The sequence below is a fragment of the Arthrobacter sp. SD76 genome (assembly GCF_049726125.1).
Taxonomy (GTDB): Bacteria; Actinomycetota; Actinomycetes; order Actinomycetales; family Micrococcaceae; genus Arthrobacter; species Arthrobacter nitrophenolicus.
Genome location: NZ_JBNBLR010000001.1, coordinates 4,244,178 through 4,267,858, shown reverse-complemented (window position 1 = coordinate 4,267,858; position 23,681 = coordinate 4,244,178). Strand labels below are relative to the sequence as shown.

General features: G+C 64.2%; 22 protein-coding genes, 2 tRNA genes and 2 pseudogenes. 16 read left to right on the top strand and 10 right to left on the bottom strand.

Annotation, left to right across the window (positions count from 1 at the left end; all coding sequences use genetic code 11):
• Positions 1 to 60: 60 nt before the first annotated feature.
• From rsmG to rpmH, 6 genes are read right to left on the bottom strand one after another with little or no spacing between them, the layout of a single operon-like run.
• Positions 61 to 711: a 16S rRNA (guanine(527)-N(7))-methyltransferase RsmG gene (gene rsmG / locus ACPEE0_RS20660; RefSeq protein WP_009357105.1), complete on the bottom strand. Its 651-nt coding sequence runs from the start codon at positions 709 to 711 to the stop codon at positions 61 to 63.
• Positions 712 to 732: 21 nt separating this feature from the next.
• Positions 733 to 1,299: a protein jag gene (locus tag ACPEE0_RS20655; protein WP_009357106.1), complete on the bottom strand. Its 567-nt coding sequence runs from the start codon at positions 1,297 to 1,299 to the stop codon at positions 733 to 735.
• Positions 1,299 to 2,273 (bottom strand): membrane protein insertase YidC, encoded by a 975-nt coding sequence (gene yidC / locus ACPEE0_RS20650; RefSeq protein WP_009357107.1) that lies wholly within the window; start codon positions 2,271 to 2,273, stop codon positions 1,299 to 1,301. The genes ACPEE0_RS20655 and yidC overlap by 1 nt, the downstream gene beginning before the upstream one ends.
• A 15-nt stretch (positions 2,274 to 2,288) precedes the next feature.
• The gene (gene yidD, locus ACPEE0_RS20645; protein WP_009357108.1) at positions 2,289 to 2,681 is read right to left on the bottom strand and encodes a membrane protein insertion efficiency factor YidD; all 393 of its coding nucleotides are present in this window, start codon (positions 2,679 to 2,681) and stop codon (positions 2,289 to 2,291) included.
• Positions 2,674 to 3,084, bottom strand: a complete 411-nt coding sequence (gene rnpA / locus ACPEE0_RS20640; protein WP_035752146.1) for a ribonuclease P protein component — start codon at positions 3,082 to 3,084, stop codon at positions 2,674 to 2,676. The genes yidD and rnpA overlap by 8 nt, the downstream gene beginning before the upstream one ends.
• Before the next feature lie 41 nt (positions 3,085 to 3,125).
• Positions 3,126 to 3,263 carry a 50S ribosomal protein L34 gene (rpmH, locus tag ACPEE0_RS20635; protein WP_003800212.1) on the bottom strand — a complete coding sequence of 46 codons (138 nt, stop codon included), beginning with the start codon at positions 3,261 to 3,263 and terminating at the stop codon, positions 3,126 to 3,128.
• A gap of 469 nt (positions 3,264 to 3,732) precedes the next feature.
• Between rpmH and dnaA the strand changes: the two genes are divergently transcribed.
• From dnaA to ACPEE0_RS20575, 12 genes and pseudogenes are all read left to right on the top strand, one after another.
• Positions 3,733 to 5,154, top strand: a complete 1,422-nt coding sequence (dnaA, locus tag ACPEE0_RS20630; RefSeq protein WP_009357110.1) for a chromosomal replication initiator protein DnaA — start codon at positions 3,733 to 3,735, stop codon at positions 5,152 to 5,154.
• 524 nt (positions 5,155 to 5,678) lie between these two features.
• A pseudogene (gene dnaN, locus ACPEE0_RS20625) lies at positions 5,679 to 6,800 on the top strand (DNA polymerase III subunit beta); the annotation flags it as partial.
• A 70-nt stretch (positions 6,801 to 6,870) separates the two neighbouring features.
• Positions 6,871 to 7,755, top strand: a complete 885-nt coding sequence (gnd, locus tag ACPEE0_RS20620; RefSeq protein WP_354176144.1) for a phosphogluconate dehydrogenase (NAD(+)-dependent, decarboxylating) — start codon at positions 6,871 to 6,873, stop codon at positions 7,753 to 7,755.
• A gap of 45 nt (positions 7,756 to 7,800) precedes the next feature.
• Positions 7,801 to 9,009, top strand: coding sequence for a DNA replication/repair protein RecF (recF, locus tag ACPEE0_RS20615; RefSeq protein WP_009357112.1), 1,209 nt, complete (start codon positions 7,801 to 7,803; stop codon positions 9,007 to 9,009).
• Entirely contained in the window at positions 8,993 to 9,553 is a 561-nt protein-coding gene (locus tag ACPEE0_RS20610; RefSeq protein ID WP_424575189.1) for a DUF721 domain-containing protein, read from the top strand. Before recF ends, ACPEE0_RS20610 begins: the two co-directional genes overlap by 17 nt.
• Positions 9,554 to 9,912: 359 nt before the next feature.
• Positions 9,913 to 11,997, top strand: a complete 2,085-nt coding sequence (gene gyrB / locus ACPEE0_RS20605; RefSeq protein ID WP_354176141.1) for a DNA topoisomerase (ATP-hydrolyzing) subunit B — start codon at positions 9,913 to 9,915, stop codon at positions 11,995 to 11,997.
• Between the two features lie 54 nt (positions 11,998 to 12,051).
• Positions 12,052 to 14,730 (top strand): DNA gyrase subunit A, encoded by a 2,679-nt coding sequence (gyrA, locus tag ACPEE0_RS20600; RefSeq protein WP_354176139.1) that lies wholly within the window; start codon positions 12,052 to 12,054, stop codon positions 14,728 to 14,730.
• On the top strand, positions 14,723 to 15,391 hold the full coding sequence (locus tag ACPEE0_RS20595; protein ID WP_354176137.1) for a DUF3566 domain-containing protein: 669 nt from the start codon (positions 14,723 to 14,725) through the stop codon (positions 15,389 to 15,391). Before gyrA ends, ACPEE0_RS20595 begins: the two co-directional genes overlap by 8 nt.
• Positions 15,392 to 15,501: 110 nt before the next feature.
• Positions 15,502 to 15,575 (top strand) — tRNA-Ile (locus ACPEE0_RS20590).
• An 8-nt stretch (positions 15,576 to 15,583) separates the two neighbouring features.
• Entirely contained in the window at positions 15,584 to 15,763 is a 180-nt protein-coding gene (locus ACPEE0_RS20585; protein WP_424575188.1) for a DLW-39 family protein, read from the top strand.
• Between the two features lie 72 nt (positions 15,764 to 15,835).
• A tRNA-Ala gene (locus ACPEE0_RS20580) sits at positions 15,836 to 15,912 on the top strand.
• Positions 15,913 to 15,993: 81 nt separating this feature from the next.
• Positions 15,994 to 16,932 carry a DMT family transporter gene (locus ACPEE0_RS20575; RefSeq protein WP_009359535.1) on the top strand — a complete coding sequence of 313 codons (939 nt, stop codon included), beginning with the start codon at positions 15,994 to 15,996 and terminating at the stop codon, positions 16,930 to 16,932.
• Here the strand turns inward: ACPEE0_RS20575 and ACPEE0_RS20570 are convergent, their stop codons facing one another.
• Together ACPEE0_RS20570 and ACPEE0_RS20565 are read right to left on the bottom strand one after the other, a co-directional pair.
• A complete protein-coding gene (locus tag ACPEE0_RS20570) occupies positions 16,933 to 17,808 on the bottom strand; it encodes a glycosyltransferase (protein ID WP_035753914.1) in 876 nt (291 codons plus the stop codon).
• Between the two features lie 128 nt (positions 17,809 to 17,936).
• The gene (locus tag ACPEE0_RS20565) at positions 17,937 to 18,914 is read right to left on the bottom strand and encodes a hypothetical protein (protein WP_009359537.1); all 978 of its coding nucleotides are present in this window, start codon (positions 18,912 to 18,914) and stop codon (positions 17,937 to 17,939) included.
• A 154-nt stretch (positions 18,915 to 19,068) separates the two neighbouring features.
• Between ACPEE0_RS20565 and ACPEE0_RS20560 the strand changes: the two genes are divergently transcribed.
• From ACPEE0_RS20560 to ACPEE0_RS20550, 3 genes are all read left to right on the top strand, one after another.
• Complete coding sequence (locus tag ACPEE0_RS20560) at positions 19,069 to 19,614, top strand: peptidylprolyl isomerase (RefSeq protein WP_009359538.1); 546 nt, start codon at positions 19,069 to 19,071, stop codon at positions 19,612 to 19,614.
• Between the two features lie 56 nt (positions 19,615 to 19,670).
• A complete protein-coding gene (locus ACPEE0_RS20555; protein ID WP_424575187.1) occupies positions 19,671 to 20,501 on the top strand; it encodes a rhomboid family intramembrane serine protease in 831 nt (276 codons plus the stop codon).
• 535 nt (positions 20,502 to 21,036) lie between these two features.
• Complete coding sequence (locus ACPEE0_RS20550; RefSeq protein WP_009359540.1) at positions 21,037 to 21,510, top strand: carboxymuconolactone decarboxylase family protein; 474 nt, start codon at positions 21,037 to 21,039, stop codon at positions 21,508 to 21,510.
• 175 nt (positions 21,511 to 21,685) lie between these two features.
• On the opposite strand, the gene ACPEE0_RS20545 is transcribed toward ACPEE0_RS20550, so the two are convergent.
• Both ACPEE0_RS20545 and ACPEE0_RS20540 read right to left on the bottom strand, forming a co-directional pair.
• Positions 21,686 to 22,303, bottom strand: coding sequence for a DNA-3-methyladenine glycosylase I (locus ACPEE0_RS20545; RefSeq protein ID WP_009359541.1), 618 nt, complete (start codon positions 22,301 to 22,303; stop codon positions 21,686 to 21,688).
• Between the two features lie 43 nt (positions 22,304 to 22,346).
• Positions 22,347 to 22,598 carry a cell division protein CrgA gene (locus tag ACPEE0_RS20540; protein ID WP_009359542.1) on the bottom strand — a complete coding sequence of 84 codons (252 nt, stop codon included), beginning with the start codon at positions 22,596 to 22,598 and terminating at the stop codon, positions 22,347 to 22,349.
• A gap of 173 nt (positions 22,599 to 22,771) precedes the next feature.
• Here ACPEE0_RS20540 and ACPEE0_RS20535 point away from each other — a divergent pair.
• Positions 22,772 to 23,574 (top strand): annotated as a pseudogene (locus tag ACPEE0_RS20535) (class E sortase).
• Positions 23,575 to 23,681: the final 107 nt, after the last annotated feature.

Sequence of the window (23,681 nt, the reverse complement as noted above, 5' to 3'; positions counted from 1 at the left end):
TTGCTGCCGTTGACTAGCCTAACTGCTTGACCCGGCAGACTACGGCTACCTGGGCCAGGACTAGGACTTCTTTTGGGACTTGTTTACAACGATGCGCACTACCGTGGTGGGTTCCTCAAGCAGGTTGTCACCCACGGTCAGGACTGACGTTTCAACGCCGCCCAGTTTGCGGATCACCTTGGCGGCTTTTTCGATTTCTTCGCCGGCGCTCCGTCCCTTGATGGCAACAACTTCGCCCTTGCCGTTCAAGAGGGGGATGGTCAGCCCTGCGAGGTTGCTCAATGCCGAGACTGCCCTCGCCGTCACCACGTCGGCATCAACATGGCCAACGGCCAGTTCGGCACGCGTGCGCATCACCGTCACGTTGTCCAGCCCGAGGTCGTCCACCACCTCCTGGAGCCAGATCACCCTGCGTTCCAGGGGCTCGATCAGGGTCAGTTCCAGGTCGGGCCGGGCGATGGCGAGGCACAGACCAGGCAGGCCGGCCCCGCTGCCGACGTCGGCTACGTGGCTGCCGTGCGGGATCTGCCTCTCGATGACAGCGCAGTTCAGCACATGCCTGCTCCACAACCGGGGGATTTCCCGCGGCCCGATCAGGCCGCGTTCAGTTCCCGAAGTGGCAAGATGCTCAACGTAGCGCTTGGCCAGATCAAGGCGGTCGCCGAAGATTTTTTCGGCGGCCAGAAGCTCAGGTGCCGTGATGTCAACCATGTTCAGCGGGCCAGCAATTCTCTAGTCTGCGGATACAACAATGTGGCGTCCGCTGCCTTCGCCCTCGGACTCACTGACGAGCCCCAGGTCTGCGACGGCGTCGTGGACGATCTTCCGTTCGTAGGCGCTCATCGGTTCCAAGGCCACGGATTTGCCGGTTTCCTTCACTGCGGCTGCGGCGTCCTCCGCGATCTTCTGCAGGTGGCCGGTGCGCTCCTGGCGGTATCCGTTGATGTCAAGGACCAGCCGGGACCGGTTCTCCGTTGCGGACAGCACCGCAAGGCGCGTGAGCTCCTGAAGTGCTTCAAGGACCTCACCGTCCTCGCCAACCAGGCTCTCCAAGCCTTCGGACTCTTCCTCGGCAACGATTGAAATGTAGGTGCGGCCGTTGCGGACCTCGATGTCGATGTCGCCGTCGATATCGGCGATGTCCAGCAGTTCCTCAAGATAGTCCGCCGCGATGTCGCCCTCTTCCTCGAGACGGCTGACAGCGGACATCTTCGGCGCGGAAGTCTCTTCGTTCACGGACTCGTCCTGCTCTTCGATCATGTCTTCAGAAAGGGCGTGTTCGGTGCTCTCGGCTGACATTACTTCTTCTTCCTGTTCTTGCGCTGGGGCTGGACACGCTGGCCCTTGGGTTCGGCAACGGCTGCTGCCGCGGCGGCATCGGCGTCGTCATCCTTCTTGCCGCTGAGGATGGACAGGGCGGGCAGGCCCTTGGCGGCACGGCGCTCGGCAAGGGCCTTGGCGGCGGGGGATCCCGGCGTCGGCATGCGGCGGATGACGAAGAACTGCTGGCCCATGGTCCACAGGTTGGTGGTGGTCCAGTAGATCAGGACACCGATGGGGAAGTTGATGCCGCCCACACCGAAGACGATGGGCAGGATGTACAGCATCATCTTCTGCTGGCGCATGAACGGGCTGGCCATGGCCTCTTCGGACATGTTCTTGGCCATGATCTGCTTCTGCGTGATGAACTGCGAGGCCGTCATGGCCAGGATCATCAGGATCGAGAGGACGGCAACAGTGATCTGGTTCTCGCCGCCGCCGCCATGCAGCAGCGTTGCGTTCAGGGGTGCCCCGAAGATGGTGGAGTCGTCGAACTGCACTACCTGGTCGTGGCTCATGGCGCCGATGCCTTCGCCCTTGTCGCGGGCACCTGAAATGCCGGACAGGACGGTGAACAGCGCGAAGAAGAACGGCATCTGGATCAGCATGGGCAGGCATGCGGAGAACGGGTTGGTGCCGTGCTTCTTGTACATGGCCATCTGTTCCTGCGCCATGGCCTGGCGGGACAGCTGGTCGGTCTTGCCCTTGTACTTGTCCTGGAGCTTCTTCAGGTCCGGCTGCAGGAGCTGCATGCCGCGCTGAGCCTTGATCTGCTTCACGAACACGGGAATCAGGGCGGCACGGATCACCAGCACCAGCCCGATGATGGAAAGAGTCCAGGTCCAGCCCGATGCCTCGGGCAGGCCGATGGCGGTCAGGCCCTCGTGGAAGCCCACCATGATGATGGACACAAGCCACTTGAACGGAAACATGATTGTTTCAAAGAAGTCCATACTTATCCCTATTCGTCAGGCCGCACTGCGGCCTTCTCCATCAGTCCGAGCAGCCAGGTACTTGTCCGGGTTGTTCAGCACAACAATTGTGGGGGCCTGGCTCTCCGGCCAGTCCCGCTTTCCGGCGGGGACGTGGTCCACACCGCCGGCGTTCCATGGATGGCAGCGGCCGAGGCGCCGGACTGCGAGCCAGCTTCCCTTGACGGCGCCATGGACAGTAACCGCTTCAAGGGCATAAGCCGAGCATGAAGGGAAAAAACGGCAGACCTGCCCGTACAAGGGTGAAATCACCTTGCGGTAAGCCTTGAGCAGCACGATGAGGGTGTTCCGGGGCAGGTTCCACAGGAACATTCCGACGGCGGCGGCTACAGGACGGAGACGGGCGACGACGGCGGTGGCGTTACGCACGCGATGTCCCCTCCTGTGTTGTACCAGCCGAACCATTTGCGGCCGCCTGTATGGGGCGTCCGGCCAGCCGGGTCAGCGTCGATTCCAGTGCAGCGTTGTAGTCCTTCAGCAGCTGGTCCCAGCTGGCAGAGGCGGACGCGGGCAGCGCCCGGACCACTATGGCGAAACCGGTGCCGTGCTCGCGCAGCGAGGCGGCACCCGCTTCCCTCAGTCTTCGCTTAACGAGGTTCCTGACCACAGCGTTCCCTACACTCTTGGAAACGATGAACCCGATCCGGCTGGGTTCGTCGGCAGCGATAGCTGCCGCATATAACACTACGTTCCGGCGCCCATTGCGGACACCGGAACGTACAGTTGTTGAAAAATCGGTAGCAGTCCTCAGGCGGTTGCGGGCGGCCAGCACCTTAAACTCGCAAAGGAATGTCTACCGACAAGTCAGGTTATTTAGGCCGACAGCTCGGTGCGGCCCTTGCCACGGCGGGCTGCCAGGATGGCGCGGCCGGCACGGGTACGCATACGAAGGCGGAAGCCGTGCTTCTTGGCTCGACGGCGGTTATTCGGCTGAAAAGTCCGCTTGCTCACGTTAGTTACTCCAGTGGATCAAAGGTGCGCCCACCCGATCAGTATGGGGAAGAACTGGCCGACGCTAAGTTTTGTATATGCACGCTTCCCCCGGCTGCCCAAACGCGGAGCGTCTGGGAGATTCAGATGGGGCCAAAAAGCGGACACAAAGGACTTCACAACGTTAGGGCAATTTGAGCCCCTGCGTCAAACCGGGACGGCCCCCGAGCGCTATCCCCAGCTGTTCCTAACTACCCCTCAAAGCCTGTGGATGAAGTGGCTCACAGCCCCCTTTCGGGAACCACAACCGTGTAATTATCCACAAGCAACTGGCCAGCTATCTTCTAGGCTTTTCATCCCCTAGAGTGGCTCAGTAGCCGATTATCCACGGACTGTGCATAACCCTGTGGATTAAGCTGGGCCAGCACCCTGGTTCCGGACTTTGGGCTGCAGGCATTGCAGGCAAAGCAAGTTTTGAGGGAACCCATTGATGACAGTAGACGAAGCCAACCACGCCAATACTGTCGGAAGTTCCTGGCGCCGGGTGGTCAGTTTGTTGGAGCAGGACCACCGCGTTTCCCCGCGGCAGCGCGGCTTCGTCATCCTCGCCCAGGCCCAGGGCCTGATCGGTTCCACCCTCCTGGTGGCCGTACCCAACGAACTCACCCGCGAGGTGCTCCAGACCCAGGTGAAGGATGCCCTCGACGATGCCCTGCACAGCGTCTTCTCGGAAGACATCCGGTGCGCCATCGACGTCGATACCGATCTGGTGCCCGTCCACGAAGAACCTGAACCCGTCGTCGAACCGTCCTTCGTCTCGGACCAGCTGGTGGAGCAGAAGCCCCAGCCCATGCTGCCGAGCACCTCGCATGAGTTCGGCCGGCTGAATCCCAAGTACGTTTTCGACACCTTCGTGATCGGCTCGTCCAACCGCTTCGCGCACGCTGCGGCCGTGGCAGTTGCCGAAGCCCCCGCCAAGGCCTACAATCCGCTGTTCATCTACGGCGATTCCGGGCTGGGCAAGACGCACCTGCTGCACGCGATCGGCCACTACGCCCGGCGCCTCTACAGCGGCATCCGCGTCCGCTACGTCAACTCCGAAGAATTCACCAACGATTTCATCAACTCCATCCGCGACGACGAAGGCGCCAGCTTCAAAACCACGTACCGCAACGTGGACGTGCTGCTCATCGACGACATCCAGTTCCTGGCCGGCAAGGACCGGACGCTGGAGGAGTTCTTCCACACGTTCAATTCGCTGCACAACAACAACAAGCAGGTGGTCATCACCTCGGACCAGCCGCCCAAGCTGCTGGCTGGCTTCGAGGACCGGATGAAATCCCGCTTTGAGTGGGGCCTGCTGACGGACATCCAGCCGCCGGAACTCGAAACCCGCATCGCCATCCTCCGGAAGAAGGCCCTTAGCGAGGGACTTTCGGCACCGGATGACGCCCTTGAGTACATCGCCTCCAAGATCTCCAGCAACATCCGCGAACTCGAAGGCGCCCTGATCCGCGTCACGGCGTTCGCCAGCCTCAACCGGCAGCCGGTGGACGTGGCCCTGGCGGAAATGGTCCTCAAGGACCTCATCACGGACGACGGCGCCCAGGAAATCACATCCAGCCAGATCCTCCAGCAGACGGCCGACTACTTCAAGCTCAGCATGGAAGAGCTGTGCAGCAAGTCGCGCACGCGCACGCTGGTGACGGCGCGGCAGATCGCGATGTACCTGTGCCGGGAGCTCACCGACATGTCCCTGCCCAAGATCGGCCAGGAGCTCGGCGGCCGCGACCACACCACGGTCATCCACGCGGACCGCAAGATCCGTGAACTCATGGCCGAGCGCCGTGTGATTTACAACCAGGTGACAGAGCTGACCAACCGGATTAAGCAACAGCAGCGCGATTCCTGACCCGCCACCTATACCTTATTAACAGGTGCATGTGGATAAGGCTGTGGATAGTTAAGGGGACAACCGCGGTTAATGGGCTTAAAACCCTTAAGCCGCCTGTGGATCGCGAAAACGGCGAAAATTTCTGTCCCCATCCACACCCTGTTTAAAACCTGCTCCACCCACAGTCCATGAACAGGGCTTAACCGCTCGAACGCAGGCTGAAGCACGGTTATCCACAGTTTCCACAGCAGTTATTAACACTACTAATCCCAAAAAAATCGAAGTCCCTCAAACAACAAGATCGATCTGCACACCTCTGCCGGGCGGGCCGGGCGGCCCGGACCCCTTGAGGCCGGACTGGGGGATGGGTTAATCGCGGATGTTCCGGCTAAGCTGTCAGCAGCGCTCCCATCCCTGGGTCCGTGCGTGGTCCGCCGAGTGCAAACCATGCGCCAAACAGGGCGGGACAACACTTTCCAGGGACTCCTACCGCGGGAGTGCCGGAACCCAAACGCAGCAGCAATGAAAGGCGGCACCCTTCCGTGAAGTTCAGAGTCGATCGGGACGTCCTGGCAGAAGCCGTCACCTGGACAGCCCGGTCCTTGTCTCCGCGGCCGCCCGTACCCGTCCTGTCCGGCCTCCTCCTGAAGGCCGAAGCCGGCACCGTCAGCCTCTCGAGCTTTGACTACGAGACCTCCGCGCGGCTCGAAATTGCCGCGGACATCCGGGACGAAGGCACCATCCTGGTGTCAGGCCGGCTGCTGGCGGATATCTGCCGCAGCCTTCCCTCCGCTCCGGTCGACGTCGAAACCGACGGCAACAAAGTGACGCTCACCTGCCGCCGAAGCAGCTTCCACCTGGCCACCATGCCTGAGGCCGAGTACCCGCCCCTGCCCGCGCTTCCCGCGATCAGCGGCACAGTCCCCGGCGATGCCTTTGCCCAGGCTGTTTCCCAGGTGATCATCGCCGCGAGCAAGGACGACACCCTCCCCATCCTCACGGGTGTCCGGATGGAGATCGAAGACGACCTGATCACCCTCCTGGCCACGGACCGGTACCGGCTCGCCATGCGCGAAGTCCCGTGGAAGCCGGTGACGCCGGGTATCTCCACCAGCGCCCTGGTCAAGGCGAAAACCCTCAACGAGGTCGCCAAGACACTCGGCAACAGCGGGGACATCAACCTTGCACTCTCCGACGACGACAGCCGCCTGATCGGCTTCGAAAGCGGCGGGCGAACCACCACCTCGCTGCTGGTGGACGGCGATTACCCGAAGATCCGCTCACTGTTCCCGGAATCAACCCCCATCCATGCCACCGTGCAAACCCAGGAACTGGTTGAGGCAGTCCGCCGTGTTTCGCTCGTGGCCGAGCGGAACACCCCGGTACGGCTGGCCTTCACGGAAGGCCAGCTGAACCTCGACGCCGGCACCGGTGAGGACGCGCAGGCTTCGGAGGAGCTGGAAGCACAGCTTTCCGGGGACGACATCACCGTGGCCTTCAACCCGCACTACCTGGTGGAAGGCCTGAGCGTGATCGAAACCAAGTTCGTCCGGTTCTCCTTCACCTCGGCGCCGAAGCCGGCCATGATCACGGCCCAGGCGGACGCCGACGGCGAGGACCAGGACGACTACCGCTACCTGGTGATGCCGGTCCGCCTCCCTGACTCAGTCCCCATCGGCTCGCCGATGGGCCCCAACCACCGCCACCCATTCACCGCGCAGAAAAGAGTTCCTGATGCACATTGGACTGATTGGCCTTGGCAAAATGGGATTCAACATGCGCGAGCGGCTTCGCAAAGGCGGGATCGACGTCACGGGCTACGACCGCAACCCGGACATCAGCGATGTTGCCTCCGTGGACGAGCTGCTCGCCGCAGTCCCCGTCCCCAGGCTGATCTGGGTGATGGTCCCCGCCGGCGCGATTACGGATGCGGTCATCACCGAGCTGGCGGACAAGCTGGACCAGGGCGACCTGGTGATCGACGGCGGCAACTCCCGCTTCACCGAGGACCAGAAGCACGGCGAAATCCTTGCTGCCAAGGGCATCCGCTTCGCCGACTGCGGCGTCTCCGGCGGTGTCTGGGGCCTGCAGAACGGCTACGGCCTGATGGCAGGCGGGGATGCGGCTGACATCGAACGCGCACTGCCCGTGTTCGATGCCCTGCGCCCCGAGGGGGAACGAGCGGACAGCTTTGTCCACGTTGGCGGGGTCGGTGCCGGTCACTACGCCAAGATGGTCCACAACGGAATCGAGTATGGCCTGATGCAGGCCTATGCCGAGGGCTACCAGCTCCTTGCATCCAAGGACATCATCAACGACCTGCCCGGCACTTTCCGCGCCTGGCAAAAAGGCACGGTGGTGCGGTCCTGGCTGCTTGACCTGCTGGTCAAGGCGCTGGAGGAGGACCCGGGCCTGCAGAACATTGATGACTACGTGGAGGATTCCGGCGAGGGGCGCTGGACTGTGGAAGAAGCAATCGCCAACGCAATTCCTGCCCCGGCCATCACCGCCGCACTGTTCGCCCGCTTTGAGTCCAGGGAGGACAGTTCACCCGCCATGAAGATGGTGTCCGCCCTCCGCCACCAGTTCGGCGGACACGCAACCCGTCCTGCCAAGTAGCACCCACCGGGGACCGCCGTTGTCCCCAGAATTGTCGAAACCCGCGTGTACCTGGAACACCTCTCCCTGACCGATTTCCGCAGTTACGCCCAGGTGGACCTTGCCCTGGAGCCGGGCGTCACCGTCCTGGTGGGATACAACGGCATCGGCAAGACCAACCTGATGGAAGCCATCGGGTACCTCGCCACGCTCAGTTCCCACCGGGTCAGTTCCGATGCCCCCCTGCTCCGGTTCGGGACCGACCGGGCGCTGGTCCGTGCACGGCTGGTCCGCGGGGACCAGACCACCATCCTGGAGCTTGAGATCAACGCCGGCCGCGCCAACCGCGGGCGGATCAACCGCAGCAATCCCGTCCGGGCCAGGGACCTGCTGGGGATTTGCCAGACAGTCCTGTTCGCTCCCGAGGACCTTGCCCTGGTGAAGGGCGATCCCGCCAACCGCCGGCGGTTCCTGGACGAACTGCTGGCCAGCCTCATTCCACATCATGCCGCCACGCGCAGCGACTACGACCGGGTGCTGAAACAGCGCAACGCCCTGCTCAAGTCGGCACGGTCCGGGAAATTCACCTCCGGACACGAGGCAACCCTGGATGTGTGGGACCAGCACATGGCACGCGCCGGCGCCGAGCTCCTCCACGCACGCCTTGAACTGGTGGAACGCCTCCGGCCGCACCTTGCCCGCGCCTATGCGGAACTGACTGACGCATCCAAGCCAGCCGATGCCACCTATCGATCCACACTCCAGAACCAGATGGACGACGACGGCGCCCCCCTGGCAGGTGCGCCGCGCGGAGTGCCGGGAGACGCCGTCGGGACCGAGGACCTGCGCAGGCTTTCCGTCGAACAGCTCACGGAACGGTATGTCCTCGCCTTCGCTGAGTCACGGAAGAAGGAACTGGAACGGGGCATTTCGCTGGTGGGACCGCACCGCGATGAACTGGAACTTGTCCTGGGGCAGGCCCCGGCCAAGGGCTATGCGTCGCACGGCGAAACCTGGTCCATGTGCCTGTCCCTGCGCCTGGCCTCCTACTACGTGATGCTCGACGACGCCCGCACCGGTGGTTCTGCACCGATCCTGATCCTTGACGACGTTTTTGCCGAACTGGACGTCCAGCGCAGGCGTAAACTGGCGGCAATAGTCTCCGGCGCGGAACAGGTCCTGGTGACCGCCGCCGTCGACGCCGATATCCCGGAAGAGCTGTCCGGCCGGCGGGTGAAAGTCATCCCGGGAGGTATTGATGAGCAGGGACGGTGACAACGGCGGCGGGCTGCAGCCCGGCCGCGATCCCGACAGCATCGATGCGCCGCAGGCAGCGCTGAACAGGATGCGCGAGGCCGCGGCTGCCCGGGGCGAAGTCCGCCGGAAGGCCGTTCGGCCGGGTTCTTCCAAAGCCAGGGGCGGAATCCGGGATACCCGCGGTTTCAGCCAGTTCCATTCCACCGGCCGCGATCCCCTGGGCCTTGGCAAGGTGGTGGGACGCCTCGTGGCTGAACGCGGCTGGACGTCGCCGGTGGCCGTGGGTTCCGTCATGGCGGAATGGCCTGCCCTCGTGGGCCCGGAGATTTCCGCGCACTGCACCCCTGAGAGCTTCACGGACACTACCCTGCACGTCAGGTGTGATTCCACGGCATGGGCCACCCAGCTCCGGCTGCTCAGCACCAGCCTGCTGGAGAAATTCCGCGTGGAACTCGGCGACGGGGTGGTCACCAGCATCCAGGTCCTGGGCCCCTCCGCGCCCAGCTGGCGCAAGGGCGGACGGACCGTCAATGGCCGCGGACCACGGGACACCTACGGATAGCCTCCGGCCGGACTATTGAAAATGCTCCCAACGCCGTGTAGAGCGCTGGAAGGGCCGGTGGGTGTATAGGCCCCCGGGGACGGTCCTTTTGGGGCGCCCTAGGCGCGGCCAGCGGCCGTCCACAGCCATGCAGCTTCCCGTCCACGGCCCCGGAATGCGGGAATATGGGCTGTTTCCCGGTAGAATCGTTGTAGATAACTGGGCGCGGGTGAAACGTTGACTGCGTCCGCACCCGGGTGCGGACCCCCACCGTCAGCAAGCCACCCGCGCCATAAGTTTGTGCCTGTTGGCGGGTGCCTTTTCCGGATGGAGGAGGAATCAGCCGGCCATCATCGAGAACAGAGGAGTCGACAGCGCCTGTGGCTAACGACAATACAGATCTGGCAGTTGAACCCGTAGTCGAGGATGCCCGTACGCCTGATACTCCGGCGGAATCTGCGAAGCCGCGCGAATACGGGGCCAGCGACATCACTGTCCTTGAAGGTCTGGAAGCCGTCCGGAAACGTCCCGGCATGTACATCGGCTCCACCGGCCCGCGGGGGCTCCACCACCTGGTCTACGAAGTGGTGGACAACTCCGTCGACGAAGCCCTCGCCGGCTACTGCACGCACATCGAGGTGGTCCTCCAGGCCGACGGCGGCGTCAAGGTTGTGGATGACGGCCGCGGTATTCCCGTGGACATGCACCCCACCGAGCACAAGCCCACCGTCGAAGTGGTCATGACCATCCTGCACGCCGGCGGCAAGTTCGGTGGCGGCGGTTACGCAGTGTCCGGCGGCCTCCACGGCGTGGGTATCTCCGTTGTCAACGCACTGTCCAGCCGGGTGGATACCGAGGTCCGCCGGCAGGGCCACGTCTGGCGCATGTCCTTTGCCAACGGCGGAAAGCCCCAGGGCAGCCTGGTCAAGGGCGAGGAAACGGACCGCACCGGTACCAGCCAGACGTTCTACCCGGACCCGGAAATCTTCGAGACCACCGAGTTCGATTTCGAGACCCTCCGTGCCCGTTTCCAGCAGATGGCGTTCCTCAACAAGGGCCTGCGCATCACGCTGACGGATGAGCGCACGCCTGCCGCTGACGACGCCGACGCCGACCTGGACCTTGATGCCATCGCCACCGAGGGCGAGGTCAGTGCCGAACACCGGACCGTGGTGTACCAGTACGACGACGGCCTGCTGGACTACGTCAAGCACCTGAACTCCGGCAAGAAGGTGGATGTGGTCCACGAGGACGTCATCGCCTTCGAAACCGAGGACACCGAGCGCAAGATCGCCGTGGAAATGGCGATGCAGTGGACCAGCGCCTACTCCGAAAGCGTCCACACCTACGCCAACACCATCAACACCCACGAGGGCGGAACCCACGAAGAGGGTTTCCGCGCTGCCCTGACCTCGCTGATCAACCGCTACGCGCGCGAGAAGAGCATCATCAAGGAAAAGGATGACAACCTCACCGGCGACGACATCCGCGAGGGCCTGACAGCCGTCATTTCGGTCAAACTGTCCGAGCCCCAGTTCGAAGGCCAGACCAAGACCAAACTCGGCAACTCCGAGGTCAAGGGCTTCGTCCAGCGCGTGGTCACCGACGGCCTGGGTGACTGGCTGGAACGCAACCCCGGCCCGGCCCGCGACGTGATCCGGAAAGCCATCTCCGCCGCGCAGGCCCGCATGGCGGCGCGAAAGGCACGCGACAACGCGCGCCGCAAGAGCCCGCTGGAATCGTTCGGCATGCCCGGAAAGCTCTCGGACTGCTCCTCCAAGGATCCGGAGAAGTGCGAGGTCTACATCGTGGAGGGTGACTCGGCAGGCGGTTCCGCCAAGCGCGGGCGCAACCCCGAGACCCAGGCGATCCTGCCGCTGCGCGGAAAGATCCTCAACGTGGAGCGCGCCCGCCTGGACAAAGCCCTGGGCAACGCCGAAGTCCAGTCCATGATCACCGCCTTCGGCACCGGCATCGGCGAGGACTTCGACCTCTCCAAGCTCCGGTACCACAAGATCGTCCTGATGGCCGATGCCGACGTGGACGGCCAGCACATCACCACCCTCCTGATGACGCTGCTGTTCCGCTACATGCGTCCCCTGATCGAGAACGGCTACGTGTACCTGGCACAGCCGCCGCTGTACCGCATCAAGTGGTCCAACGCGGCGCACGACTACGTCTACAGCGACCGTGAACGCGACGCCAAGCTGGTGGCCGGCCAGGCCGCGGGCCGCAGGATCCCCAAGGACAACGGCATCCAGCGCTACAAGGGCCTGGGCGAAATGGACTACACCGAGCTGTGGGACACCACCATGGACCCGGACAACCGGACGCTGCTGCAGGTCACCATGGACGACGCCCTCGCCGCGGACCAGATCTTCTCCGTCCTCATGGGCGAAGACGTGGAGTCCCGCCGGAACTTCATCCAGCAGAACGCCAAGGACGTCAGGTTCCTGGATATCTAGGGCACGGCCCAAGATATTCGGACTTAGACATATACCTGAAACGGAAATAAATAAATGAGCGACGAAACACCCGAGAACCCGGCTCCCGACGCCGGAAACCCGGACACCGTTCTTGAGGGCGACGTGCTGGTTGACCGCGTGGAGCAGGTTGACCTGCAGACGGAAATGCAGCGGTCCTACCTGGACTACGCCATGGCCGTCATCGTGGGCCGTGCCCTTCCCGACGTCCGTGACGGGCTCAAGCCCGTCCACCGCCGCGTGCTCTACGCAATGTTCGACGGCGGCTACCGCCCCGACCGTTCCTTCAACAAATGCGCCCGTGTGGTGGGCGAGGTCATGGGCCAGTACCACCCCCACGGCGACACCGCCATCTACGACGCCCTGGTCCGCCTGATCCAGGACTGGACCATGCGCTACCCGCTGGCGCTGGGCCAGGGAAACTTCGGTTCCCCGGGGAACGACGGCGCGGCCGCCCCGCGTTACACCGAAACCAAGATGGCCCCGCTGGCCATGGAGATGGTCCGGGACATTGACGAGGAAACCGTCGACTTCCAGGACAACTACGACGGCAAGAACCAGGAACCCACCATCCTGCCGGCGCGGTTCCCCAACCTGCTGGTTAACGGCTCGTCCGGCATCGCCGTCGGCATGGCCACCAACATTCCGCCGCACAACCTCCGGGAAGTGGCCGACGGCGTGCAGTGGTACCTGTCCAACCCCGGCGCCAGCCGCGAGGACCTGCTGGAGCAGCTCCTGCTGCGCGTCAAGGGCCCCGATTTCCCCACCGGCGCCACCATCCTGGGCCACAAGGGCATCGAGGACGCCTACCGGACGGGCCGCGGCTCCATCACCATGCGTGCCGTGGTGAACGTCGAGGAACTGCAGGGCCGCACCTGCCTGGTGGTCACCGAACTGCCTTACCAGGCGAACCCGGACAACCTGGCCATCAAGATCGCCGAACTGGTCAAGGACGGCAAGATCCAGGGCATCGCCGACCTCCGGGACGAGACGTCCGGCCGCACCGGCCAGCGCCTGGTGATCGTCCTCAAGCGGGATGCCGTGCCCAAGGTTGTGCTGAACAACCTCTACAAGCACACCGAACTGCAGAGCAACTTCTCCGCCAACATGCTTGCCATCGTTGACGGTGTACCGCGCACCCTGAGCCTGGACGCCTTCATCCGGCACTGGGTCACGCACCAGCTGGATGTCATCGCACGCCGGACCCGCTACCGGCTCCGGAAGGCGGAGGAGGAAGCACACATCCTCCGCGCCCTGCTCAAGGCACTGGACATGCTCGATGAGGTCATCGCCCTCATCCGTGCCTCCAGCACCACCGAGGCGGCACGCGACGGCCTGATGGAACTGCTGGACATCGACGAGCTCCAGGCCCGGGCCATCCTGGACATGCAGCTGCGCCGCCTCGCCGCCCTGGAACGCCAGAAAATCCAGGACCGGCACGCGGAACTCGAAGCACTCATCGCCGAATACAACGAGATCCTGGGCTCCGAGCAGCGCCAGCGGGAAATCATCAGCACAGAACTCGGCGAGATCGTGGACAAGCACGGCGACGACCGGCGCACCAAGATCCTCATGGGCTACGACGGCGACATGTCCATGGAGGACCTCATCCCCGAAGAGGAGATGGTGGTCACCATCACCCGCGGCGGCTACGTCAAGCGCACCCGCAGCGACAACTACCGGTCCCAGCAGCGCGGCGGCAAGGGCATCAAGGGTGCCCAGCTCCGCGGCGACGACGTGGTGGAGCACTTCTTCGTCACCACCACGCACCACTGGCTCCTGTTCTTCACAAACCTGGGCCGGGTGTACCGTGCCAAGGCCTACGAGCTGATGGAAGCCGGACGCGACGCCAAGGGCCAGCACGTGGCCAACCTGATGGCCTTCCAGCCCGATGAACACATCGCCCAGGTGCTTGACCTCAAGGACTACCAGCAGGCCCCCTACCTGGTCCTCGCCACCAAGCGCGGCCTGGTGAAGAAGACCCGGCTGGAAGACTACGACACCAACCGGTCCGCCGGCGTCATCGCCATCAACCTGCGCGACGGCGACGAACTGGTGTCCGCGCAGCTGGTGTCCGAGACGGACGACCTGCTGCTGGTTTCCCGCAAGGGCCAGTCCATCCGCTTCACCGCCACCGAGGATGCGCTCCGGCCTATGGGCAGGGCCACCTCCGGCGTCACCGGCATGAAGTTCCGTGAAGACGACGAGCTGCTGGCCGCCAACGTGGTCACCGACGGTTCCTACGTGTTCATCGTGACCGAGGGCGGCTACGCCAAGCGGACCGCGGTGGAGGAATACCGCCTGCAGGGCCGCGGCGGCCTGGGCATCAAGGTGGCCAAGCTGGCGGAGGAACGCGGCGACCTGGTAGGAGCACTCATCGTCCAGGAGGAAGATGAGGTGCTGGTGGTCATGGAGGGCGGCAAGGTTGTCCGGTCCTCGGTGGCCGGCGTCCCCGCCAAGGGGCGCGACACCATGGGCGTCATCTTCGCCAAGCCGGACAAGAACGACCGGATCATCGAAGTGGCACGCAACAGTGAACGGGGCCTTGAGGGCGAGGAATCGCCGGAGGATGACGTAACGTTGGCTGAAGATGGCGGGGCCCCTGGGGAGTCCGCCGGGCCAGGAATGGCAGACGAATCACCGGCCGTTGAGTCAGAGGACGCCTCGGGCGACGCTGAGCCGAACGAAGACACCACGGAGGTAACGAGTGAGTAATCCCGACTCATTTCCCAAGCCGAGCAGCACTGTTCCCGACGGAAACCGGCCCTCAGCCGCTCCCCGCGTGAACGCCCCGGTTCGTCCGCAGCAGCGGCCGGCAGCGCCTGCCGCCGCCCCGGGCCAGCGCCCGGCCGTGCCCGGCCAGCGCCCCGCCCAAGGTCCGTCCCAGGGTCAACCGGCCCAGCCGGGACAGCGGCCCGCACAGGGTTCCCGGCCCGCCACCGGCGGGCAGCGTCCGGCAGGTGCTCCGGGGCAGGGGACTCCCGGGCTGGTCAAGCCCGCCCCCAAGGCCAAGGTGCGGCGCGCCAGGCTGCTGATCAGCAAGGTTGACCCCTGGTCCGTCCTAAAGATGGCCTTCCTGCTGTCCGTGGCCCTGGGCATCGTTACCGTGGTGGCTGCCATTGTCCTGTGGACCGTCCTGGACCTTACCGGCATCTTCGACCAGGTGGACAGCCTGCTCGGCACCCTGGCCGGTACCGAAGGCGGCGGCTTCGAATTGAAGAAGGTGGCCTCCCTGGGCCAGGTGGCATCCTTTGCCACCATCATCGCCGTGGTGAACGTGGTCCTGCTGACCGCACTCTCCATGCTGTCCGCCGTGCTCTACAACATCTCGGCCACCCTGGTGGGCGGCATCGGCGTCACCCTCACCGACGACTAGATCCGGTTCCCTAGGTCCCGTTTCCGCCGGTCCCGGACCGGCGGAAACGCCCGATTTGAGATCGGGCCGGGATGTGCTGTAAAGTCATGTCTCGGCCCGATGAGGCATCGGGGCGTATAGCTCAGGCGGTTAGAGCGCTTCGCTGATAACGAAGAGGTCCCAGGTTCAAGTCCTGGTACGCCCACGGAACCTGTGCAGGTTCAAGTGGAGGTTTGGTTCGGGTTTATCCCGCAGCCGGACCGGAACGGGGAGCATGTGAAGAAGTTGCTGGTACTTGCAGCTGCAATCGCAGGCATCCTGGTCTACCGCAAGGCACAGGAATCCGAAGCCCGGAAAACTGTTTGGAGCGAGTCCACCGATTCGGTTGACTAGCCGAGGCGCCTGGGCTGGAAGCCGGTAAATGGCTCTCCGGTTCTAGGGTATGATTGACGGGTTGCTTCTTATGGGGGCATGGCGCAATTGGTAGCGCACCTGCTTTGCAAGCAGGGGGGTTCGGGGTTCGAGTCCCCGTGCCTCCACCATAGGAAAGTCCCGGGCCGCGGAAACGCGGGCCGGGACTTTTGCTTTGTCCCCACCATCACGAAGCACCATAGGGTGGAGCAGTGACCTTCTTCCTCGCGGCCATGGGCGTCCTGGGCGTTGCCTCCTCGGGTCCGCTGATTGCCGCCACGCTCGGCGCCACCAGCGTCAGTGCCCTCGCCATCGCCTTCTGGCGGAACGCCATTGCCGCCGTCGTGATGGCCGCACCCACCCTTATCCGGGAACCCCGCCAGTTCCGCAGGATAACCCGCCGGGACTTCGCCTGGTCCCTGGTGGCGGCCGCCGCCCTGGCCCTGCACTTCGCCTGCTTCATCACCTCGCTCCAGCTGACGTCGGTTGCCGCAGCCACGGCCCTGGTCTGCCTGCAGTCGGCCTGGATCGCGGTTTTCCAGCTGTTCCGCGGCGTCCGGCACCGCTGGCAGGTCCTGGCCGGGCTGGGCACAGCGTTTGCCGGCGTCGTGGCCATCACGGGCTTTGACATGGGATCATCGCCGCAGGCCCTTCTGGGAGACCTGCTCGCTGTGGCCGGGGGCGCCCTGGCCGGCCTCTACACGCTGGCCGGCGGCAAAGCGCGGCGGAACATGACCACCAGCACCTACACCACGCTCTGCTACGGGGTCTGCGCCGCCTTGGTGGCGTTACTGGCGCTCGTGGCCGGACAGCCGCTGGCCGGATTCGAGGCCGCGGGCTGGCTTGGCATCGCAGCCATCACCGTCTGTGCACAGCTGGTGGGGCACACGGCGTTCAACCACCTGCTGGCCACCATGAGCCCGCTCCTGGTGTCGATGATCATCCTTCTCGAAATACCGGGTGCTGCGCTGCTTGCCGCGCTGTTCCTCGGGGAGACCCTGCCGGCCGGCACGTACGCCGGTCTGGGCCTGATCCTGGCGGGGCTCGCCGTCGTCGTCCTGGGCCAAAAGCCCGGAAGGGCCGGCAGGCGCCCTGCCGCTCGCGGGCAGAAGCCGCCGTCGGACCGGCTGGCGGAGCTGGGGACGGACTAGCTACTGGCCGCCGCGGCGGACCGGCTGCGCCGTGTTCACGGTGTGGATGGCCCGCAGGAGCTTGGCCGGGAAATACACGGAGAAGAAGACCACCATCGGGGCCTTCAAGGCCATCTTCTTGACGTTGTGCGCCTTGTACGTGCGGTCGAACCGGGTCACGTAATAGCGGTAGTCCCGCGGTGAATCCTCCAGCCGGCGCGCCGACATCCCGGACACCATCTGGGCACAGTACTGCACTTTGAGCTCGTGGTCGGCCAGGTGCAGGGACAGGTCGATGTCCTCGTGCATCTCGTCTTTCTCGTCCCGGCAGGTTTCGGCCCGGATGGTCTCCCACGCGGAGGCACGCAGCGCCATATTGGAGCCGAACAGGAAGTGATACTGGTGCTTGGCCAGCTTGAGCATGAGCTGGCGCATCTTGTCGTCCGCCTTCAGCCCGAACCGGCGCATCGGCATGTCGTAATAGACCACCGGGCCCGTGGCTGCCTGCACCGACTGGTCAAGGAACGCCTTCTGCACCTGCTCCACCCAGTCCGGTTCGAGGACGGAATCGGCGTCGATCCGTCCCAGGACGTCGCCCGTGGCGTGGTCCAGGCCGAAGTTGCGGGTGGGGATCAGGCCCTGCTCGCGGTCCTGGCTCAGCAGGATGACTGGGCTCTCCGGATACTCGAGCTGCATCTGGCGGACTATGTCGGCGGTCCGGTCCTTCGAGAGGTTGTCCACCACGATGATCTCGTGCGCCGGGACGGACTGGTAGATGGCAGCGATGAGGCACTGCCGGATGACGCCCTCCTCGTTGTACGCCGGGATGACGATGGACACGCGGGGCAGCTCGGCTGCGTCGTTCAAGGCATCCCCAAGGGGTTGATCGGCTGACATCACTTCAAATCTAGCACCGCGGGGATGCCGCGCCCGGGACGGAACCAGCGTCCGCCCCCTGCCGCGTCCGCAGACAGCAGAAGGGGCCCCGTCCTGGAACGGAACCCCTTCGCGGTGTGTGCGGGTAACTAGGCCTGGCTGGCGCCCTTGTCCCCGTTCATGTTCGCGGCGATGTTCTTGGTGGCAGTCTTCGCGTCAGTGGCAATCTTGGCCGTGGTTTCGGCGGCGTCCTCGGCCACGTGCTTGGCCTTGTCTGCAGCATCCCCTGCCTTGTCCTTGACGGTGTCCGCACCATCGGAGACCTTGTCCGCACCCGCAGCGGCGGCCGAAGCCGAGGCTGCGCCCGCCTTGTCCGCGGCGTCAGCCGTGGTTTCCTTGACCTCGTTGACGGTGGCGGCAGAAACCGGGGCCGGGGTCACCGGGGAAGGGGTCTTCCACGGGTCCTCCACGGGCTTGGAGGCCTTCCAGGCGGCAACACCGGCAGCCACTGCCGCGGCGATGACGCCGAAGACCAGCCAGCCGCGCTGCTTCTTGGGCTTCGGCTGGGCGAGTTCGATGCCAACGGTGCGGCCGGCTTCCGCTGCAGCTGCCTTCAGCTGGGTGCCGGTGGCCTGTGCCTGCTCCTGGAGGGCGTGGATGATGCCAACGTCGCCGAGCTTCTGTGCTACCGCATCCACCCGGGCCGGAGTGCCCTCAAGGGTGCGGTGGACAGCCTCGGACGCGTGGCCGATCTGGTCCGACAGGCGGGGAAGGTACTCCACCACAACGCGGTCACGGGCGTTCAGGACCACCGGGGTGGCCTTGTCCAGCGCCTCGTGGAGGCGCGGGGAGGCGCCCTCGACGGCGTCGTTGATCTTCGGGGCGAGCTGTGCCAGTCCGTCCTGGATCCGGGGGGTAACGGTGGCCACCCCGTCGGCCAGGTTGTGCGCCGCTGACTTCAGCCCTTCCTGGATCTTGGGAGAAGCGGTGTCCAGGCTGTGCTGGAGGCGGGGAACCGCCCAGTCTACAGCTGCTTCCACGCGGGGGGCGGCCCAATCCTTGGCATTTTCTACTGCCTCAATGACTGACAGCTCAAGGTCACGGGCAATACGATCCGATTTCTTCACAACTACCTCCCGATTAATGTGACGGTCTGTGGTTAGCCTACGTGGCTTGAAGTTCACCTGCTATTCCCACCGCGGATTTTAGGGCGATTTCACCCAGCGCGGAACTGCTGCAGCGGCTGCGACCGGCAGGGACCGGCGTGGAAGAATGGGGCCTATGACTGCAATCGCAACCGCAAAAGCAACCATCCACACGAGCCTCGGCGACATCGTGGTTAACCTCTTCGGCAACCACGCGCCCAAGACCGTCAAGAACTTCATCGGCCTTGCCACCGGCGAGCAGGCGTGGACCCACCCGGAGACCGGCGAGGACAAGACCGGCACTCCGCTGTACAACGGGACGATTTTCCACCGCATCATCAAAGACTTCATGATCCAGGCCGGCGACCCGCTGGGCCGCGGCACCGGCGGACCGGGCTACCGGTTCGACGACGAAATCCACCCCGAGCTCAGCTTCAACCAGCCCTACAAGCTGGCCATGGCCAACGCCGGCATCCAGATGGGCAAGGGCACCAACGGATCCCAGTTCTTCATCACCACCATCCCCACCGACTGGCTGCAGGGCAAGCACAGCATCTTCGGCGAAGTGGCTGACGAGGAATCCAAGAAGGTTGTCGACGCCATCGAAGGCGTCCGCACCGGCATGGGCGACCGCCCCGTGGAGGACGTCACCATCAACAGCATCGATATCGAGCAGCTGTAACACCACACCATGAGTTACGGAATTCCGTCGGCTGAGCCGTCCGCCCAGGTCCCGGTATGCCCCGGCACCCTGACCGGCCGTCATATGTGCGCTGCCAGCGGTGCGGGCGCCCCGCGTGCCCCGACTGCCAGCGGGCGGCCGCCGTCGGATTCCAATGCGTCGACTGCGTCAACGAGGCACAGCGTGCGACGCCGGAGGTACGGACCGTCTATGGCGGCGCCGTCGCGGCCGGCAAGCCCAGGGTGACGTTCGGGATCATCGCCGTCTGCGCAGTCCTCTACGTCCTGCAGTGGCTGATCCCCAATGACGCCATTTACCAGACCCTGGGTTTCGCCAATATCTATGCGGAGCCCCGTTACGGCCAGTTCGAACCATGGCGGATGCTCACCGCGGCATTCCTCCACTCGCAGGGCTTCATCCTCCACATTGTGCTGAACATGTACATGCTGTGGGCCTTCGGGCAGGCGCTGGAGCCCCTACTTGGGCGGGTGAGGTTCCTGGCCCTCTACCTGGTCTCCGCCATTGGCGGCTCGGTCGGCTACCTTTTGCTGACCCCCCTCTATGAACCGGGCAGGCCTCTCTATGGTGTTGTCGGTGCCTCCGGGGCGATCTTCGGGCTCTTCGGTGCCATGCTGCTGGTGCAGCGCCACCGGGGAGGCGACACCCGCCAGCTGTGGGTACTGATCGCCATCAACGGCGTGATTGGCTTCGTGATCCCCCAGATCGCCTGGCAGGCGCACCTGGGCGGCCTGGTTGCAGGCGGGCTCTGCGCTGCAGTCCTCGCCTACACCCCGCGTGGTCCGCGTCAGGGCTTGATCCAGGCAGCAGGACTGGCGGCTGTGCTGGCCCTCCTCGCCCTCGCAGCCTGGCTACGCGTCACGCTGTAGCCGGACCCGCACCGGGCACGGCCCCACAGTCCTGGACACAGCCCATGACCCCGACACCCACACAGGGTGCCGGGGGTTTCGTTTTTCCACAGGCCTTATCCACAGTGTTAATAACTTACATGCCTGTCATTCATGCCTGACTTCTGCGCCAGCGTCCGCTTTCCCGGATTTTTCCACCCGGCGGGCCGCCTTTCTCCACACCTGTGGATAACTCTTGGGGATAGACCTGTGCTTAAGTGGACAAACTGAGCATTTTCCGGAGATTTGTGGATAAAGCCTTGGATACCTTGGCTCCCAGGGCACTGAAGGCTGTAGCAGGCGGTCCTTTCAACAACTTATGCACACTGTTAATAACTTCCGCCGATGTAGTTCAGGATGCTTTCTCGCCCTGCATCCCAGTGTGCGGGCCTTTCCTGGCAGATAATCCCCAACTGGTTTCCACAGCTGTGGATAACTTGTGGGTATTGGAATGTTGGTAAGTGGATAAGCTTCAAGTGCCCCTGTTCCGCAATCCCGCCCCTCCAGGAGGTCTTCCTTGACCACCACGCAGCACATCTTCCTCGACAAGCAGCATCCTGCTGTCTGGCGCGCCATCAACGGGCTGGCCCTGAAGGTCAAGGAAGCTGCCGCGGACGCCGGAATAGACGCCAAGACTCTGGAACTCCTCAATGTGCGTATCTCCCAGATCAACGGCTGTGCCTATTGCCTGGACCTCCACGTCCGGGAAGCACTGGAGGCCGGGGAAACATCCCAGCGCCTGGCTGTGCTGCCGGCATGGCGGGACACAGCGTTGTTCACCGAGAAGGAGCGTGCCGCGCTGGCCCTTGTGGAGAGCATCACCGAACTCCCCAGCCAGCAGCTCCGTGAGCAGGAGGAAGGAATGGCCCGCAAGTCCCTGACGGAAGAGGAATTCTCGGTGGTCAGCTGGGTGGCGGTCAGCATGAACGCGTTCAACCGCATCTCCATCGTGAGCCACCATCCGGTCCGGCGCGACCGCCAGGAAAGCTAGCTGCACCTTCCACAGCGGAGATTATCCACAGGGTATTCCACACTGTTAATAACCGCATCGCGGGGGCAGGTTTTGGCTGCTGGCCCCAGTGGGCGCCGGAGGCCCGGTACTCCCCAGCGTTATCCGCAGGTTTTCAACACTGTGGATAACTTTGCCAACAGCTGGGGAGAAGGTCCTAGCGGGCTGGTTCCTGCCACACACCGGACGAGCCCCGGCGGTGGCTGTCCAGGAGGTGGGTGTCCACCATGCCAATGGCCTCCATCAGGGCGAACATGGTGGTGGGTCCAACGAAGGAGAACCCCTTTTTGCGGAGGGCCTTTGAGAGTGCCACCGATTCTTCGGACTGGGTGGGAATATCGGTGTGCACAACGGGGCGCGGGGTGGCCACGGGGCGGAACTGCCACACGAAGTCCACCAGGCCGCCCTCTTTCCTCAGGGCAACGGTGGCCCGGGCATTCTTGATGGTGGCGAGGATCTTCATGCGGTTCCTGACGATGCCGGGGTCCTGCAGGAGCCGCTCCACGTCGGCGGCAGTGAACAGCGCTACCGCGTCCGGATTGAAGCCCTCAAAGGCGGTGCGGAAGGCCGGCCGCTTGCGCAGGATGGTTGCCCAGGAAAGCCCGGCCTGGAAACCTTCCAGGCAGATCCGTTCGTAGAGGCCGTGCTCGTCGGTCACCGGAAGGCCCCACTCCTGGTCGTAGTACTCCCGGAGCAATGGATCAGACGCAGCCCAGGCCGGGCGGGCCAGGCCGTCGTCGCCGATGATCACTGAGCCGGCAGTCTCGGCAGCCATCCGGTTCCTCCTGGGGCCGTGAAGAATTGTTGGAGAAGAAGGCCTAGGAGCGCCAGCGGGTGGTCATCAGGAAGCCGACGATGGCAATGCCGAAGCCGGCCACGATGTTCCAGGATCCCCAGGCCTGGACCGGGAAGAGGCCTTCGCTGATGTAGTACGTGATGATCCAGAACAGCCCGATGATCATCAGCCCGAACATAACGGGCTTGAACCAGACAGGGTTCGGTTTGTATGCCTGCGGGGAGGCCGGCTGGACGGTGCTGGCAGTCTTCTTGCGCGGCTTTGACTCGGGCACTGGCTCTCCTTGGCAGGGTGGGCAAGCTCGGCGTCCCGGGCTTGATATCCTGCAAGAAGGAAATTGCCAGCGGTCTGCGCGATCTTGGACAAATCTGGATTCTTACTAGCAGCCAATTCTAGCCGGACTTCCTGGGCCGCCGGTGCCCAGCGGAACCGCCCCGAGGAGAACGCGTGGTATTGCAGGAGAAGGCGAGGCCCGCCGCTGCGCCGGCTGCCGGCGTCGGAATAGTCCGCATAACCATCCAGGTACTCGGCGAACTCCTCATCACCGCAGGCATCATCCTCCTGTTGTTCGTCGCCTGGCAGCTGTGGTGGACCAACGTGGAATCGGACGCGCGGCAGAGCGAAGTCATCAAGGAATTCGCCAAGGACCTCGGAAACCAGGACCTCGGCAGCCCGCCGCCCCCTGCCCCGCAGGAAACAGGCGCGCCCGCGCCTGCCGAGGATTTCGGTCCGCCGGTGGTGGGAGCCGCCCCCGGCCATGCCGGAACCATCGGCATCATGTACATCCCCCGGTTTGGCCCCAGCTACACGCGGCCCATCGTGCAGGGCACCACCAGCGACGTCCTGGACACCCTGGGCCTGGGCCATTACGCCACCACGGCCATGCCCGGAGCGGTGGGCAATTTCGCCGTCGCCGGCCACCGGCAGACGCACGGCGCCGTGCTGGACAACATCCATACCCTGGTCCCCGGCGACAAGATCTACGTGCAGACCAAAGACGGCTACTACGTGTACGTCTTCCGCAACAACCAGATAGTGATGCCCAGCCGTACCGACGTCCTGGAGCCGGTGCCAACCCTGCCCGGCGTCACACCCACGGAAAGCTACCTCACCATGACCAGCTGCAACCCGCGTTTCGGGCGGAAGAACGCATCATCGCCTATGCCCTGCTGGACAGCTGGCGGCCCGCCTCGGCAGGCCCGCCGGCGGAAATCGCCGCCCAGGTGGCGGCAGCGGTCGGGAAGGGCTGAGCATGTACGGATGGATTTTCCGCCACCTGCCCGGGCCTTTGTGGCTGCGGATCGTCACCTCGCTGGTACTCATTGCCATTGCACTGGTATTGATGGTCCAGTTCCTT